We start from the raw sequence: 16,071 nt of genomic DNA, 5'->3' as shown, positions 1-16,071 counted from the left end.
TCGGCAGAGGGGGATCGGGCAGGAGTGTCGAGCGGCAGGGTCAGGAGTTGGCCTCGGGGCCACCCAGCCCGGACCAGGGTTCGATGCCCGGGATCTGGTGACCGGGGTCCGAATAGCGGATGACGGCATGCTCCTCGCTGTAGGCCGCCACGGCGTAATGGAGGTGGTTCCGGCCCAGACCGGATTGCTTGACGCCACCGAAGGGCACCAGGGGCACACTGGCGCCGACGCGGTGTGCGTTGATGAAGGTGTTCCCCGCCTGGATCCGGCGGGCCAGTGCGAGGGCCCGCCCCGGATCGGCGGACCAGACGGAGGAACACAGGCCGTACTCCGTCCGGTTGGCCTCGGCGATGGCCTCGGACTCGTCGGTAAAGGGCAGCACGGGAATGAGGGGGGCGAACTGCTCCTCCACCACCAGCTCGTCCCCCGGGTCCATCCCGGTGACGACGCCCGGGCGGATGAAGCGCCCCTCGGCCGGCTCCACTCCCCCGGCCCACCGACCGCCCTGGTGGACGTGGTGCCCGGCCTCCCGGGCCCGGTCCAGCAGCCGCTGAGCGTTCCTGAACCCGGCCTCGGTGGTGAGCGGACCCAGGTGGACGCCGGGAAGGTGCCCGGGACCGAGCACCAGCTGGTCCACCAGGGAGGTGAACCGGTCCAGGAACTCACGGAGCCGGCTGTGGTGGACGTAGATGCGCTTGATGTTGAAGCACACCTGGCCGCTGACGGCGAAGCACCCCGCCACCAGCTCGCGCAGGGTGTCCACGCCGAGGTCCACGTCCTCCAGCAGAATGGCCGGGTCATTGCCGCCCAGCTCCAGGTGGGTCTTCTTCACGGTGCCGGCCGCGGCCTTCAGCACGGACCGTCCGGTGGCGATCCCCCCGGTCAGGGACACGGCGCGGATCTCCGGGTGGGCCACGAGCCGTTCACCGACCGTGGCGCCCCGCCCCGGTACCACGTTCAGCACGCCGGCGGGCAGCGCCGCCGCCAGCAGGTGCAGCGCACGGGTGAGTGCCAGAGGCGCCTCCTCCGGTGGCTTCACGACGACGGCGCATCCGGCCACCAGCGCCGGCGCCACGGCGTTCAGGCACAGGTAGACCGGAGTGTTCCACGGGCTGATCACCACGGCCGGTCCGACCGGCACGTGCTGGAGCCACACCCCGTCAGCCTGGCCCGTCCCCGGGTGGCCGGTCAGGTCCCGCATCCCGCCGAGGTCTCCGGCCAGGCCGGCGAAGGTCCGGAGCAGGTGGATGCCTCCGTTGATGTCCCCCCGGGCCTCATGGACCGGCTTGCCGACCTCACGCACCAGCAGGTCGGCGAGCCGGTCCGCCTCTGCGGCGATGGCGTCCGCCCCCGCGGTCATGCCGCGGGCCCGTTCGGCCGGCGTCAGGGTCGCCCATCCGAGAAAGGCCCGGGCCGCCGCGGCAGCCGACCGGTCGACGTCGTCCGGTGTGGATTCGGCCCCCTCTCCGACCCGGACGGACGGGGCGGCCGGATCCAGCACCGCGATCATCGTCCGGGGATCGGTGACCGGGCCGCCGTCGACATAGCCCCGGGCGGTGGCCCAGTGCTCCTGGGAGGGCACCTCAGGCACCCTGGGCCGCCGCGTCGTCCTCCGACCTGACCTCCCGGCCGGTGACGGGGTGCGGGTAGTGGAAGGGGAAGACCTCGGTGTTCGGGAAGAAGTCGAAGCCCCCGTCCACGATCTCGTCCGGGCCGAAGGGATCCTCGGGGTAGGTGGCGGTGGGACGGAAGTCCCGCGGTTCCGTGCGTGACCAGCCGCTGGAGTACTCCCCGTGCCAGAAGGCCCGGTAGTTCAACGTCTTGATCTTCCAGGTGCCATGGTCATTGACGTACTCGTTCTCATACAGGCCGCCCTCGAACCACTGCTCCATGGAGGCGGTGCCCGGATAGGTGTCCCGGGCCTGTTCGTGTACGCCGGCCTGCATCATGCTGCGGAACCGGCCCCGGGCGCTGAGTCCGTCCTCGGAGACGGTGACCACGTCCTGGTGCTGCGGGTGGTCCAGCAGGAACCCGAACACCGGTCCATTGAGGTCAGCGGTGAAGCGCTTGCGGAAGCGGCCCACGTACAGCCGGTGGACCCCCTCCTTGCCTTTGTAGAGGCCTCCGCAGAAGTAGACGTTCCCGTCCTCCGCGAACAGGTCCACCACCTCCTGGTACAGACATTTGTCCAGGTAGTAGCCGTACTGGTGTTGCAGGGTTCGCACCGCCTGCTGCGCCTCCAACACCGTGACCCTGCGGGCAAGGTCCTCCAAGACGGCGGACGTCTGATTCTGGTCCATGGGGCTGCTCTCCTTCATTGCCTGGTGATCTGTATCACTCTCCGTGTAGGTAGTGAATCAGTCCCCGATGGGGCCAGCCATGATTCCCCTGGACGTCCCGCTCTGCGGGACAGCAGTTCACCCTCGCCGCGGAGAAACGCCGCAGACCCCTTGATTCCCGCACTGTTCACTGGCACGCTTCCCGTCATGCGGGACAATGACAGGCTCACGCCCTCCACCCCTCCGATCCTCGTCAGTGCGGAGCGGGTTCTGCAGGTCGTTCGGATGGTGGGAAACCGGGGAACGGTCACCGTGGCGGAGGTCGCCCGCGAGTTGACCACGAGCACGTCCACTGCGCACCGACTGCTGGCCGCCTGCAGGGCCCAGGACTTCGTCCGCCAGGACGTGGTGGGTGGTGCCTATGTGATGGGGGCGGCCCTGCACGAGCTGAGCCTCGGCGCCACCTCCGCGGTGCAGCTCCGTGAGGCAGCGGGCTCAGTCCTGCGCCGGGCCGCCCAGATACTGGACGAGACCGTCGGCTTCGTGGTGGCCGAGGGGCGGGACGGCCGCTACGTCGAATCGGTGGAGGGCCATCGCTCCGTCCGGATCACCTCATTGCTGGGCCGCCATGTCCCCCTGAATTCCTTCGCCGGTGGCCGCGCGATCCTGGCCGCGCTGCCGCCCGACGAGGTGGAGCGGCGCCTGACCTCCAGAATCCTGCCGGGGGCCACGCCCCGGTCCATGACCGATTCGGAGGACCTGACGGCGGAACTGGAGCGGATCCGCGCCCGGGGGTGGGCCGTGGACTTCGCCGAGGCGGACCTCGAGGCCGGCTCAGTGGCCGTGGCCGTCATCGATTCCAGCGGGTGGCCACGGGGAGCCGTGACGGTCAACGTGCCACTCAGCCGGATGACCGCCAAGCCGGAGGCGGTGGCGTTGGCCCGGGAGCTGACTCCGTTCGCCACCACTATCCAGCGGCGGATCCGAGGAGGCAGTTGACCCTTTGACCCGGTGACCCGGTGACCCTAGGTCATGATCAGTAGGGGCTGATCGGTGTTCGGCTGACGGCGGTAGATCCGGGCCGGACGGCCCAGGCCGTTTCCACCGGGCGGCACGGCCCGCACCTCGAGCGCCTCCAGCTGCGGTTCCATGGCCCGCCGGAAGGTGTCCTTCTGATGCCGGGATCCGGCCACGGCGTCATGGATCTGGCGCAGCTGGGTCATGGTGAACTCGTTCTCCAGCAGGTTCCACGGGTCCGGAACCTGGCCGTACTCCCAACGGACCATCCTCACGGCCCAGGCGATGATCTCGTCATGGCTGAAGGGCAGCCCCTGCACCTCGGACACGGGCCGGAGTTGGCCGTGGCCGTGCGCCAGACCCCTCTCCAGTTCGGACAGGGGCAGCACGTCCAGGTGGGTCACGGTCAGCACCCAGCCCCGCTCGTCCCGGGCCGGATCGTCGAAGACGTGCAGCTGCCTCGGCGAGCGCCCCTGGATGTGCATCCGGGTGTCGAGGCACCGCAGCACCGCCTCACCCAGCCGCTCGCGTTCGCGCAGCATGGTGCCCGGAAGCATCCACTCGCCGGCATGGCTGCCCTGGTCCCGCTGGCGCAGCACCACGTTCAGCTGGCCGTCCGCCACCGTCAGGAGCACGACGTCGGCCGCCACCGAGGGGCGGGGATAGGCAAGGAGATCATCGCGTTCCGGAGACATACCAGCCAATCTATCCAGCCCGGCCGTTGGTTCCGCCTCAGGTGAACGGTCAGGCAAAGAGGGCAGCTGCGTCACGGACGAACTCCTCGCCCGTGGTGAAGGTGGTGCCCCAGATCCTCAGGGCGTCCGCCACCGGCTCCTGCATGGTCACCCGGCTGAAGCCCTCCACCCCGTAGCGGCCCGTGTAGCCCAGCTGGCGCACCCCGGCCAGGATCCCGGCCAGGTCCAGGGCGCCGGTGGAGAGCAGGCCGCGGGAGGACTGCCCGAACTCCAGGTAGCCCAGGTACGGCAGGGCATGGGCCACGGCCCCCAGCAGGTCGGTCTCCTCGAGGGCCATGTGGAAGGTGTCCAGGTGGATCCTCAGGTTCTTCGAGCCGGAGAGTTCCACGAAGCGCCCCGCCTGCTCCGCCGTGTTCAGCACGGAGGTCTCGTAGCGGTTGACCACCTCGAAGGTCATCATGATCCCGGCTGCGGCCGCCTCGTCCGCCACGTCCCCCACCAACGCGGCCGTGGTGGCCACCTCGCGCTCCGTCGGCAGCGTGGCGGCGTCCCCGTGGACGCCATAGGGCACCCCGTTGAGCTGATCGCCGCCCATCCGCTGGGTCATCTCCACCGTCCGGCGCAGCTGTTCGAATCCCCGCCGCCGCACGTCTGGGCCACCGGACCTGACGTTCGCCTCCGGGGACTGGACGGCCATCGTGATGGGGGCCAGGCCGGCGTCGTGAATCCGCGCTCCGAGCGCCTCGATGCCGCGCGCGGACGGGTCCAGTGGGCCCAACACCACGCGCCGGTACCCGGCGTCCTTCAGGATCGGCAGGCAGCGGGCAAAATCGTCGCTGAAGGCGTCCGTGGTGAAGGCCGCGCTCTGACAGGCGAGGTCCGTGCCGGCGAGCAGGGCCACCTCAGAACTCCGGCAGGTCGAAGCGGTGCTTGAACACCGAGTAGCCGTCATCCACGCTCACCACGGTGCCGTTCATGGCGTTGGACTCCGCGGAGAACAGGAAGGACACCACGTTGGCGATCTCCTCCGGCTCGGTCATCACGTTGCGCAGCTGCTCTGAGGCGAACAGCTCCCGCAACTTCTGTGGGAACTGCTGGATGATGGCGGTGTTGGCGCGCCCCGGGGTGATCGCCAGGACCCGGGTGCCGTTCTCGGCCAGCTCGTAGGCGGCCGAGCGGGTGAAGGAGATGACGGCGGCCTTGGCGGCCGAGTAGGTGAAGGACAACTCGGCGGCCTGCTCGCCGTAGATGGAGGAGGTGTTGACGATCACGCCCCCACCGCCCTGCTTCTTGAACTGCCGGCCGGCGGCCAGGATGCCGTAGTAGACCCCGTCCTGATCGATCCGGATCATCGGGTGGTAGTCCTGGGCCGGGTCATGTTCCAGCAACGGCTTGCCCCCGGCGATCCCGGCGTTGTTGAAGATCCCGTCCAGCCGTCCGAAGGTGTCCACGGCGGACTGGACGGCGGCCTCCACCGCGGCGAAGTCCGAGACGTCCACCGCCACGGCGGCTGCCTGCCCGCCGGCTGCCACCACCTCGTCGGCGACCGTCCGGGCGCCGTCCAGGTTCAGGTCCGCCACCACCACCTTCGCGCCCTTCTCGGCGCAGCGGCGGACGGTGGCGCGGCCGATGCCACTGGCTCCGCCGGTGATCAGCAGGACGTGGTCCTTCAGAGTGGTCATGTCTTCTCCTTGTACAGCGATTCAGTTCGGGAAGGTTCTCAGAACAGGGTGTGCGAGAGCGCCAGCGCCCCGCCGTCCACGGCCAGCACTGCGCCGGTGACGAAGGAGTTCCCCGGCGCCACGAGGAAGAGCATGGGCGCCTGGATCTCCGCCATGGTGCCCATCCGGGCCAGCGGGATGGTCTCCTCCCACATCCGCTCGCCGGCCTCGTCCAGCACGGCGTCCCCGCCGATCCGGGTGCCCTTGAAGGGGCCGGGGGCGATCACGTTGACGCGGATGCCGCGCGGGGCCAGCTCGAGGGCGGCCTGGCGCGCCAGGTTGATGATGCCGGCCTTTGTGGCCCCGTAGGCGTAGGACACCATGGGGTCCGTGCGCAGTCCGGCGGTGGAGGAGGTGACCAGGATCCGGCCGTTCTCCGGCAGCACGCGGGCGGCAGCGCGCACCGTGGCGAAGGTGCCGTTGAGGTTGGTGTCCACCACGTGGTCCCATTCCTCGTCCGTGTACCGGGCGATCGCCCCGTCCTCGGTCCGGTAGCTGCCGCCACCGGCGATCCCGGCATTGGCCACGACGACGGTGGGCCGGCCGACCTCGGTCACGATCCGTTCCAGCACCTCGTCGAAGGCTCCGTATCGGGAGAGGTCGGCGGCGTAGGCGTGGGCCGTGCCCCCGGCGGCCGTGATGGACTCCCGGACCTCGTCCAGGCGGGTCTGGTCCCGGCCGAGGACGACGACGGTGGCGCCGGCGTCCGCGTAGATCTCGGCGGCGGCACGGCCGATGCCGCTGGAGGCCCCCGTGACCACGACGATGTCGTCACGCATGGAGAAGATCTCCAGCAGGCGGTCTGTTCCGGTGGTGATGTTGTCAGTGCCGGTCATGGGCCTCACATCGTCGGTTCGTAGTCGGCCACGTTGGTCCGGTCGATCAGTTCGGCCTCGACCTCCACGAAGTCCTCCTCGGGCAGGGTTCCGTCGGCGCGATAGGCCTCGACGCTCTCCACCGTCATGTCCACGACCTTGGACCAGTTCTGCAGGACGGAGGCGTAGAAGGGTCCTTCCTTCTCGATCTCCGCCGCAGCCGCGCCGAGGGCGTCCACGCCGGTCACGTAGATCTCGTCCTGACCGGATTCGTTGATGGCCTGCACGGCACCGAGGGCGGCGTGGTCCCAGCCGGTCCAGATCCCGTCCAGCCCATCCGGGTTGGCCTGCAGGAAGTCGGTGACGAACTTCAGGGTCTCCTCCTGGGAGGTGCCCGGGTTCAGGACCTGCTTCATCTCGCCGCCGGCGAGATTGGCCCCGGCAGCCTCCAGCTCGTCCACGGCGATGTTGCTGCGGGTCATGATGCCCACGTGCGGATCGTGCCCGATCACCATGACGTCCTTGCCCTCGAGGCCGCCCATGGCCTCATCCAGGGCGCCGAGACCGAGGTCGGCGATCTGCTGCTGGTCGAAGGTGATGTCCTGGACGAAGTCGTCGTTCGGCTCCACGCCGCCGTCGATCGAGAAGATCGGGATCTCGGAGGACTCGGCTGCGTTGACGAGCGGGGCGATCTGGCGGGGGTCCGGGAAGCCGGCCACGATCACGTCAGCGCCCTGGGTGATGGCCGACTGGACGTCGGTGTTGATCTTGTCGTAGTCGAAGTCGGAGGTGTACAGGGTGACGTCCCACCCCTTTTCCTTGCCCTTCTCCACGAGTTCGTCCAGGGATTCCTTGCCGGCCGGTGTGCCGTATCCGGCGGTGAAGGCGGCGACCTTGAAGCTGTCGTCGCCACCGGCTCCCGCGTCACCGGAACACCCGGTGAGGGCCAACATCCCGGCGACGGCCAGGCCTGCGGTGATCTTCAGTGATGTACGCATGGTCTACTCCTGTGGAAGGTGCCACCAGTCGGTGGCGGTGGGGTGGATGGGGGTATCCGGGGTGAGAGGCCGGGACGGGCCTATCGGTGTTTGGACTTGAAGGACGAGAGCAGGACCGCCCCGACGATGATCACGCCGGTGAGCACCTGCTGGATGTAGGTGTTGACGCCCACGATGTTCAGCCCGTTCTGCAGTACGCCGATGATGCCCACGCCCACCAGGGTCCCGCCGAGGTTGGCCTGACCGGAGTTGGCGATGGTCATGCCGAGGAACACGGCCGCCACGGCGAGCATCATGTAGTCGTTGGCGCTGGTGGCGCTGGCGCTGGAGAGCCGGCTCACCAGCACGATGCCGCCCAGCCCGGAGGCCAGTCCAGCAAGGGCGAAGGCCCAGAACACGTTGCCGCGGACGTTCACGCCGGACAACCGGGCCACCTCGGAGTTCCCGCCGACCGCATACCAGCGGCGGCCCACCGTGGTGTACCGCAGCACCACCCAGACGATGAGCGCCACCACCGCGGCGAAGATGACGGGCATCGGGATCCCCAGCGGGCGGGCCTGGCCGATCCAGAAGAAGGACTCGGGCATGCCGTACAGCGTGGTGCCGTCCGTGACGATGAAGGCCAGTCCGCCCACCGTCGTCATCGTCGCCAACGTCGCCACGATCGCCGAGATGTTCAGGTACGCCACGAGCAGGCCGTTGATCATGCCGACCACCAGCCCGGCGAGCAGCCCCAGGACGATCGCCAGTGGGACCGGCAGGCCGTTGAGCATCAGCGCGGACGCAGTGGCCCCGGCCAGCGTGGCCGTGGTGCCCACGGAGAGATCGAAGTGACCGGTGACCATCACCTTGGTCTGTGCGGCCGCGATGATCGTCAGGATGGCCACCTGGGCCAGGACGTTGGTCAGGTTGCCCAGACTGAGAAAGGCTGACGGTCTCAGCACCCCGAAGATCAGGATGAGGGCCAGTAGGGCGATGATGGTCCCGCCCTGCCAGACCAGCTGGACCAGGGGAGTGCGCTTCTCGGGCACCTCCACCGCGATCGCGGAATCAGGGGGAGTCATGGTGGCCATCTCAGGCGGTCCTTCCGTAGCAGAGCGACAGGAGCGTCTCCTCGTCAGCGCCCTCGGCGGGCACCTCACCGGAGACGCGTCCCTCATGCATGATGAGGATCCGATCGGACAGGCCGATCAGTTCGGGGAGTTCGGAGCTCACGGCGATGATGGTGGTTCCCTGCGCCGCCAACTGCCGGATCAGTCGGTAGATCTCGGCCTTGGTGCCCACGTCGATGCCGCGGGTCGGCTCGTCGAGCAGCAGCACCCGGGGATCGCGGGCCAGCATCTTGGCCAGGACCACCTTCTGCTGGTTGCCGCCGGAGAGCAGCCCGACCGGTTGACGCGGGCTGCGTGCCTTGACGCGCAGGTTGTCCATGCCGCGGCGTGCCAGCTCGGTGACCCGGCGGGAGGACATCCAGCCGGCCGAGCTGACCTTCTCCAAGTTGGCCCCGGCGATGTTGTCCTGGATCGAGGCCCCCAGGGACACCCCCTGCGAGCGCCGCTCCTCCGGGACCAGGGCGATGCCCCGGTCCAGGGCGCGGCCGACCCCGCTGGTCCCGGCGACCGGCTCATCGTCCACGCTGATGGTCCCACCGGCCCTCTTCTGGTCCCCGGCCAGCAGGCGCATCAACTCACTGCGGCCGGCACCGGCGAGTCCGCCGATGCCCAGCACCTCGCCGGCGTGGGCGGAGAAGTCCAGGCCCTGCACCTTGTTGCCGCACAGGCCCTCGACCCGGAGTACCACCTGGTCCGTGGCCGTGCCGCGCTCGGGGAACAGGTCCTCGGCGGGTCGGCCGACCATGGTGGAGATGACCTCGTCGATGGTCATCTCCACCACGTCCCGGGTCACGATGGTCTGGCCGTTGCGCATGATGGTCACGCGGTCGCAGAGCTCGAAGACCTCCTCGAGGCGGTGCGAGACGTACACGATGCCGACCCCGTCTGCCCGCAGCCCGCGCAGCACGGTGAACAGGTCCTTGATCTCGGTGTCCGTCAGGGCCGCCGTCGGCTCGTCGAGGATGAGCACCCGGGCATCCGAGGCCAGGGCACGGGCCACCGAGACCATGGTCTGCTGCACCGGGGAGAGCCGCCCTGCCAGCCGGCGCAGGGGGATCCGGCCCTGGTTCAGGCGGTCCAGCTGGCGCCGCGCCTCCCGGCGCAGTTCACTCCAGCGCACCACCCCGCCGGAACTCGGGGTGCGCTCACCGAGCAGGATGTTCTCGGCCACACTGATCGTGGGGATGATCGAGGTCTCCTGATACAGCGCCGCCACGCCGGCCTCGTTGGCGTCCCGGACCCCGGAGAACTGGACCGGCGTCCCCGAGGACTCGATCGAGCCGGCGTCCGGCTGGTGGACCCCGGTGAGGACCTTGATGAGCGTGGACTTGCCGGCGCCGTTCTCGCCGAGCAGGGCGTGGATCTCCCCGGGGCGGACCTCGAGGCGGGCCTCGGTCAGGGCGGCCACACCGTCGAAGTTCTTGGAGATCCCGGTGGCCTGCAGCGCGAGGCGCTCGGCCTGCGGCGCGCGGGGCTCCGCCGTCGCGGTACTCATGGCCGCCCCGCTCCGTCCTCCGGCTGGTCCTCCGGCAGGTGATTGCACCGGATGACGACCTTGGGGTAGGCCCCGCCCAGGTGGGTCTCGAAGGCCTCGGCGGCGTCCTCCAGGTCATAGACGGACTGCAGGAACGGCTCCAGATCCAGTTCCTCCAACCACCGCACGGCCCGCGGGAACGTGTACGGGGACACGAAGACCCCGGTCAGCGTCAGCTCCTTGCGGTAGAGGTAGTCGGAGAGGTTCAGCGGCAGCTCGTACTCCTCCGGGTACATGGCGCCGTAGACCACCGTCCCGCCGGGGGCGGCCAGGTCCAGCAGCCCGGCCACCGCGTGCCGGGAGCCGGAGGCATCGATCACGACGTCGAAGCCCGCCCCCGCGGTGATCTCCCGGCTGCGCTCGGTGAGGGATTCGCTGTTGGGGTCAATGACATGGCGGGCACCGAATCGCCGGGCCAGCTCGCGCCGTTCGGCGATCGGCTCGATCAGGGTGAGGGAGGTGGCGCCGTAGCGGTGCATGAGCTGCAGGGACAACTGGCCGATGGGGCCGCCGCCGCAGACCGCCACCCGGTCCCCCGGGCGGATGCGGGTCTTGTCCGCGATGCGCACGGCCACCGAGGTCGGCTCCAGCAGGCAGCCCTTGAGCAGCGAGACGCTGTCCGGCAGGCGATACACCTGGGACTCGTGCCAGACCACGGACCGGGCCATGCCGGGGCGGTTGTACTCGTGCAGGTTAGTGCAGAATTGCTGGCGGCCGTCCTGGCAGGGCTGGCAGGCACCGCAGAACCGAACGAAGTTGCCGGAGACCCGGTCCCCCACCTTCAGGTCCGTGCGGCGAACGCCGGATCCGAGCTCCGCCACCACCCCGGAGATCTCGTGACCGAGGCCGATCGGCACCTCGGTGCCGAAGAAGCCCTCGGCCAGATGTGGATCGGAGCCGCAGATCGCGGCGTAGGCCACGGTGATGCGCACGTCCTCCGGTCCTACTGAATTCGCGGGGAAGGTGACCACACCGACCGAGCCGCGCTGGCCGGCGTCGGGCGCTGTCAGGCTGCCGATCCTGGTGACCGCAACGGTCTCGACGTCCTGCACCGGGGCGCTCATGCTGTCACCGCCAGGGCTGCGTCCACGGTGGCCTGCAGTCCGTAGCCGTGCTTGTCCCGCAACTCGGTGTCCTCGCCGAAGCCGGCGAAGACCTGCGGGATGCCGAGGCGCTGGAAGCCCTCCAGACGCAGGCCGCGGTCCACGATCACGTCCGAGATCTGGGAGGCCAGGCCGCCGTAGGCCAGGTGGTCCTCCACCACCACGAAGCGGCCGGTCTCCTCGGCGCACCGCTGGATGAGGTCGGCATCGATCGGCTTGAGGGTGAACATGTCCACCACCCGGGCGTTGATGCTGTGCTCGGCGGCCAGGACGTCCGCGGCCTCGAGGGCCTGGGAGACGGTCTCGCCGTGGGCGAAGAGGGTCAGGTCACTGCCCTCGCGGGCGGTGATGCCCTTGCCGATCTCGATGGTGACGGATCCGGGCTCGTAGACCACCTTGTCCTTCTTGCCCACGGCCAGGCGGATGTAGAGCGGTCCGGTCATGTTCATGGACTGGCGCAGCACCTCGCCCACCATGAGGGGATCGCCGATCGAGGTGACGGTCATGTTGACCAGGGAGGTCATCAGTCCCAGGTCCTCCACGGCGTAGTGGGTGGAGCCGCCGTTGCCGACCAGCCCACCGTGCGTGCCCACGATCTTCACGGGGAGGTTGGGATAGCAGATGTCCGAGCGGACCTGCTCCAGGGCGCGCATGCTCAGGAACGGGAGCATGCCGGAGACCACCGGGATGTTGCCCTCGTTGGCCAGACCGGCAGCGATGCCCACACAGGCCTGCTCCGAGAGTCCGACGTCCACGAAGCGGTCCGGGAAGGTGTCCCGGAACTCCACCAGGGTGGCCCCGATGTCCGGGGTGAGGACCCAGAGGTTGTCATTCGCCTCGCCCAGTTCCTTGAGCGTCTGGCCGATCACCGTGCGGGAGGAGAGCAGCTCCCCGAAGGTGAAGGAGGTTACGTCCGTGCTGGTCATGCTCAGGCCGCCTTTCGTCCGTGGGCCAGCGAGGCCAGGGCACGCTGCAGGTCCGTCTCGTTGAGGGAGCCGGCGTGCCAGGCCAGGTTGGCCTCCATGAAGTCCACGCCCTTGCCCTTGACCGTGTCGCAGATGATCACCGTGGGGGTGTCCGAGTCCGGGGCGGGCAGGGAGTCGAAGGCGGCCACGAGGGCACCCATGTCATGACCGTCCACCTCGATCACGTTCCAACCGAAGGCACGCCACTTGTCCGGGTACGGCTCCAGCTTGACGCGCTCCTCGGCGAAGCTCGTCATCAACTGGCGGTTGCGGTCGATGAACGCCACCAGGTTGCCGAGGTTGTTGCTGTTCGCGGCCAGGGCGGACTCCCAGACCGAGCCCTCGCCGGTCTCGCCATCCCCCATCAGGGTGAAGACGCGGTGGTCCATCCCGTTGCGCCGGGCGTGCAGGGCCATGCCGGTGGCCAGCGGCAGTCCGTGGCCGAGGGAGCCGGTGGAGACCTCCACCCCGGGCAGCTGCACCTTGCACGGGTGCATGCCATAGGCGGAGTCAAGCTGGCCGTAGGTGTCCACGATCCCGCGGTAGTCGAAGAAGCCGCGGATGGCCATGGTGATGTACATGCAGACGGCCGCGTGGCCCTTGCTGAGCACGAAGCGGTCCCGCTCCGGGTTGCGCAGGTCCTGTGGGTCCACGCGCATTCCGTAGTGGAACAACAACGTGAGAACATCCGCACAGGAAAGGTCTCCACCGATGTGGACTGAACCGTTATATTCTCCACAGAGAAGGAGTAATTTCTCTCGCAACTCATAGGAGAGGTCTTCCAACTCGGAGACACTGGTCTCCGGTCGAGCAATCGTTGACGTCAAGGGATACCCCCGGGGAAGTCTTGGCCACCCAGCCACTTTGCTGGGATGTGATCTATATCTCCCCGAGACACTAGGCGCAACCGGCTCGCTCCGTAAAGGGGAATTTCCCTCATTTTTGCGCTAACTCTTGAAAATGCGCTCTGACCTGGATTTTTGCGGAAGAATCTTTTCGCCGAGTCGGATCTCGCGGCGATTCTCGCCCCCGGCGGCCCGCCCATCCTTGACGCACCACCATGGGCTTTGGTTCACTATCATCAGAGTGATGTGGATCACGCCTTCAATCGTTCGATCCCGGGCCGCCCGGCCCCACTGCGGAAAATCCCCATCCGCCCGAAGGTGTTGGATTTCCACGTCCTCCCAGCCGCATTCACCATCCCAGGAAGAGGCATCATGACTGACACCGGCACCGTCGCCCGAGCCACCAGCGCGCTGTACTACGGGGGCCAGGAACACCACACCGAGAAGACCCTGACCATCACCAATCCGGCCAAGCCCTCCGAGGTGGTCGGCGAGGCCGCCGCCGCCACCCGCGAACAGGCCCTCGAGGCCGTGGCCGCCGCGAAGGAGGCCTTCCCAGCCTGGGCAGCGCTGTCCCCCACCGAACGCGGCGCCCTGCTCACCGAGGCCAATGCGACCGTCGCAGCAGACGTCGAGGCCGATGCCGCCATCCTGTCCGCAGAGAACGGAAAAGTCGTCGGCGAGTGCATCGGCGACCACATGGGACTGGTGCAGCGCACTGATCTGGCGATCGGCCTGGCCGACATCGTGGACGCCACCGAGACCCTGCCCGGCCCACCCACCGAGACGATCGTCTCCTACAAGCCCATGGGCGTGGTGACGATCATCGTGCCGTTCAACTGGCCCATCGCCATCCTCGGCGCGGCCCTGCCCTATGCCCTGATGGCCGGGAACACCGTGGTGGTCAAGCCACCGCCCTCCTGCCCACTGGCCACCACCCGCGCCGTGCAGCGCTTCGCGGAGAAGCTGCCCGCCGGCGTGCTCAACGTGGTCACCGGCGAGGACGCCGAGATCGGCGAAGCGCTGGTCTCCAATGAGGACGTGGCCAAGGTCTGCTTCACCGGCTCCGTGGGCGGCGGCAAGCGCATCATGTCCATGGCCGCGCAGTCACTGACCAATGTCACCCTGGAGCTCGGCGGCAATGACGCCGTGCTCATCCTGGAGGACGCCGAGTTCACCGACGAGAACATGGATGCACTGTTCGGCGGGATCTACGCCTCCACCGGCCAGATCTGCATGAACGCCAAGCGCATCTACGTCCACTCCTCGAAGAAGGAGGAACTGGTCTCCGAGCTGACCAAGCGCCTGGAGAACGTGAAGATCGGTCCGGCCTCGGACCCGTCCACGACGATGGGCCCGTTCCACCAGAAGGCCCAACTGCAGTTCGTCACCGAGCTGGTCCAGGAGGCCAAGGACTCCGGCGCGGATGTCCGCGAGTTCGGAGAACTGCCCGGCGGCGACTGGGCAGAGGGGAACTTCATCCGGCCCTCCTTGGTCCTGGACCCGGATCCCTCCCTGCGCGTGGTCACGGAGGAGCAGTTCGGTCCGACCATCCCGATCATCACCTTCGAGGAGGTGGAAGACGGCATCCGGATGGTGAATGACACCCCTTACGGGCTGTGCAACTCCGTCTGGACCTCCAACGAGGAGAGCGCACGCACCGTGGGCTCACGCCTGGAGGCCGGGTACATCTTCCACAACACCCACGGCGCACCCTTCCTGGACCAGCGCGCACCCTTCGGCGGCGTCAAGCAGTCCGGCATCGGACGCGAGATGGGCCCCATCGGCCTCCGCGCCTTCATGGAGCCCCACGCCCTGGGCCTCTCCAAGGCCTGACCCCTACAACTGGAGGTCGAAAGCGGCCCGTTCTGACGCCTGAAGGACGTCAGAACGGGCCGCTTTCGACCGCGGGATCAGGCGGGATCAGGAGGAGGGGACGGTCATACCGCCGCCGTGGCGACGGGGTCCGGACGGGGTCCAACAGTGGCGCCACACGTGCGCACCCTGTGGCCGGGAGGATCGCCCGGCCCGGCGATCCGGGATCAAGAGCCCAGCCTCCCCTCGGGGCGGATCCAGTGCACCCCTGGCAGCTTCTGCGGTTGCGCCCCGAGGTACTGGTCCACCACGTCCACCCACGCTCTGACGGCAGGCGAGAGTGGACGGTCCCGGTGGTGGACGAGGGTGATGGTGCGGGAGCGCTGCGGGACCAGCTGGACTGCGGTCAGGCCTGCGAAGCGCATGAGCGGCAGCACGAATCCCGGGACCGGCGCCACGCCCAGTCCGGACGCGACCAGCCCGGCGATGGCGGCGACGTTCTGAGCCCGCACGATCGTGGCTGGGGAGACGCCGGCGTCTCTGAGGGCCCGAGCCACGGCTTGCTGGACGCTGGAGGCCGGGCCGAAGGCGATCATCGGCTCTGTCTGCAGATCAGTCCAGTTCACGACCCCGGCTTCGGCGTACCGGTGGGCTGGGTGCACGGCAAGGAAGAAGCTGTCCTCCGCGATGGGACGGACCACGTAGTCCTTGCTGTTCTCGGGGTCGGTGGTGAGCGCCAGGTCGGCTCGGCCGCTTTGCAGATGTTCGGCGACCTGGTCGCTGAGGTCGTCCTCAACGTGGAGCACCACGTCCGGGTGCAGCTCCTGGTAGCGGCGGATCACCGGGGGCAGCAGGGTGGCCGCCAAAGAGGGCAGCGTGGCGATGGTGATGCTGCCCCGAGTGCCGGCAAGGTAGCCCTCGATGTGCTCGAGGCCGGCGTCCACCTGCTCGATCACCCCACGGGCTACAGCGACCACCGCCTCTCCATCGGTGGTCAGGACCACACGCCGGGTGCTGCGCCGAAACAGTGGGGTCTGCAGGCGCCGCTCCGCCTCAAGGACTGTCCGACTCAGTGAGGACTGAACCACCCCCAGGTGCGTGGCAGCCACGGTGAAACTGCGGTGATCGGCGACGGCCACGATGGCCCGCAGATGATGGACACCCAGATTCAT

At 68.5% G+C, this 16,071-nt stretch carries 15 protein-coding genes; 2 read left to right on the top strand and 13 right to left on the bottom strand.

The window, feature by feature from the left end; genetic code table 11:
• Window positions 1-40: 40 nt before the first annotated feature.
• Window positions 41-1,582, bottom strand: coding sequence for an aldehyde dehydrogenase family protein (locus tag IMT31_RS09905; RefSeq protein WP_309814713.1), 1,542 nt, complete (start codon window positions 1,580-1,582; stop codon window positions 41-43).
• 1 nt (window position 1,583) lies between these two features.
• On the bottom strand, window positions 1,584-2,300 hold the full coding sequence (locus tag IMT31_RS09900; RefSeq protein ID WP_413542635.1) for a nuclear transport factor 2 family protein: 717 nt from the start codon (window positions 2,298-2,300) through the stop codon (window positions 1,584-1,586).
• Window positions 2,301-2,486: 186 nt separating this feature from the next.
• Here IMT31_RS09900 and IMT31_RS09895 point away from each other — a divergent pair, with 186 nt between their 5' ends.
• Window positions 2,487-3,278: an IclR family transcriptional regulator gene (locus IMT31_RS09895; RefSeq protein ID WP_413542634.1), complete on the top strand. Its 792-nt coding sequence runs from the start codon at window positions 2,487-2,489 to the stop codon at window positions 3,276-3,278.
• Between the two features lie 26 nt (window positions 3,279-3,304).
• Here IMT31_RS09895 and IMT31_RS09890 read toward each other — a convergent pair whose 3' ends face one another.
• From IMT31_RS09890 to IMT31_RS09845, 10 genes are all read right to left on the bottom strand, one after another.
• Window positions 3,305-3,991: an NrtR DNA-binding winged helix domain-containing protein gene (locus tag IMT31_RS09890; RefSeq protein ID WP_413542633.1), complete on the bottom strand. Its 687-nt coding sequence runs from the start codon at window positions 3,989-3,991 to the stop codon at window positions 3,305-3,307.
• A gap of 49 nt (window positions 3,992-4,040) precedes the next feature.
• Complete coding sequence (locus IMT31_RS09885; RefSeq protein WP_413542632.1) at window positions 4,041-4,892, bottom strand: sugar phosphate isomerase/epimerase family protein; 852 nt, start codon at window positions 4,890-4,892, stop codon at window positions 4,041-4,043.
• Between the two features lies 1 nt (window position 4,893).
• On the bottom strand, window positions 4,894-5,673 hold the full coding sequence (locus IMT31_RS09880) for an SDR family NAD(P)-dependent oxidoreductase (protein WP_413542631.1): 780 nt from the start codon (window positions 5,671-5,673) through the stop codon (window positions 4,894-4,896).
• Between the two features lie 38 nt (window positions 5,674-5,711).
• On the bottom strand, window positions 5,712-6,548 hold the full coding sequence (locus IMT31_RS09875) for an SDR family NAD(P)-dependent oxidoreductase (RefSeq protein ID WP_413542630.1): 837 nt from the start codon (window positions 6,546-6,548) through the stop codon (window positions 5,712-5,714).
• Between the two features lie 5 nt (window positions 6,549-6,553).
• Entirely contained in the window at window positions 6,554-7,525 is a 972-nt protein-coding gene (locus IMT31_RS09870; protein ID WP_413542629.1) for a sugar ABC transporter substrate-binding protein, read from the bottom strand.
• Window positions 7,526-7,605: 80 nt separating this feature from the next.
• On the bottom strand, window positions 7,606-8,598 hold the full coding sequence (locus IMT31_RS09865; protein WP_413542628.1) for an ABC transporter permease: 993 nt from the start codon (window positions 8,596-8,598) through the stop codon (window positions 7,606-7,608).
• Between the two features lies 1 nt (window position 8,599).
• The gene (locus IMT31_RS09860; protein ID WP_413542627.1) at window positions 8,600-10,132 is read right to left on the bottom strand and encodes a sugar ABC transporter ATP-binding protein; all 1,533 of its coding nucleotides are present in this window, start codon (window positions 10,130-10,132) and stop codon (window positions 8,600-8,602) included.
• Window positions 10,129-11,235: a zinc-dependent alcohol dehydrogenase gene (locus tag IMT31_RS09855; RefSeq protein WP_413542626.1), complete on the bottom strand. Its 1,107-nt coding sequence runs from the start codon at window positions 11,233-11,235 to the stop codon at window positions 10,129-10,131. The genes IMT31_RS09860 and IMT31_RS09855 overlap by 4 nt, the downstream gene beginning before the upstream one ends.
• Entirely contained in the window at window positions 11,232-12,200 is a 969-nt protein-coding gene (locus IMT31_RS09850) for a transketolase family protein (RefSeq protein ID WP_345357963.1), read from the bottom strand. Before IMT31_RS09850 ends, IMT31_RS09855 begins: the two co-directional genes overlap by 4 nt.
• A 2-nt stretch (window positions 12,201-12,202) precedes the next feature.
• Window positions 12,203-13,102, bottom strand: a complete 900-nt coding sequence (locus tag IMT31_RS09845) for a transketolase (protein WP_345357960.1) — start codon at window positions 13,100-13,102, stop codon at window positions 12,203-12,205.
• A 354-nt stretch (window positions 13,103-13,456) separates the two neighbouring features.
• Here IMT31_RS09845 and IMT31_RS09840 point away from each other — a divergent pair, with 354 nt between their 5' ends.
• The gene (locus tag IMT31_RS09840) at window positions 13,457-14,920 is read left to right on the top strand and encodes an aldehyde dehydrogenase family protein (protein WP_413542625.1); all 1,464 of its coding nucleotides are present in this window, start codon (window positions 13,457-13,459) and stop codon (window positions 14,918-14,920) included.
• Window positions 14,921-15,126: 206 nt separating this feature from the next.
• On the opposite strand, the gene IMT31_RS09835 is transcribed toward IMT31_RS09840, so the two are convergent.
• Window positions 15,127-16,071, bottom strand: coding sequence for a LysR family transcriptional regulator (locus IMT31_RS09835; protein WP_413544401.1), 945 nt, complete (start codon window positions 16,069-16,071; stop codon window positions 15,127-15,129).

The organism is Citricoccus nitrophenolicus, assembly GCF_047305825.1.
In the GTDB taxonomy this organism is placed as follows: domain Bacteria; phylum Actinomycetota; class Actinomycetes; order Actinomycetales; family Micrococcaceae; genus Citricoccus; species Citricoccus nitrophenolicus.
Note: the sequence above shows the minus strand (reverse complement) of the source record. Positions and strands in the feature narration are given on the sequence as shown.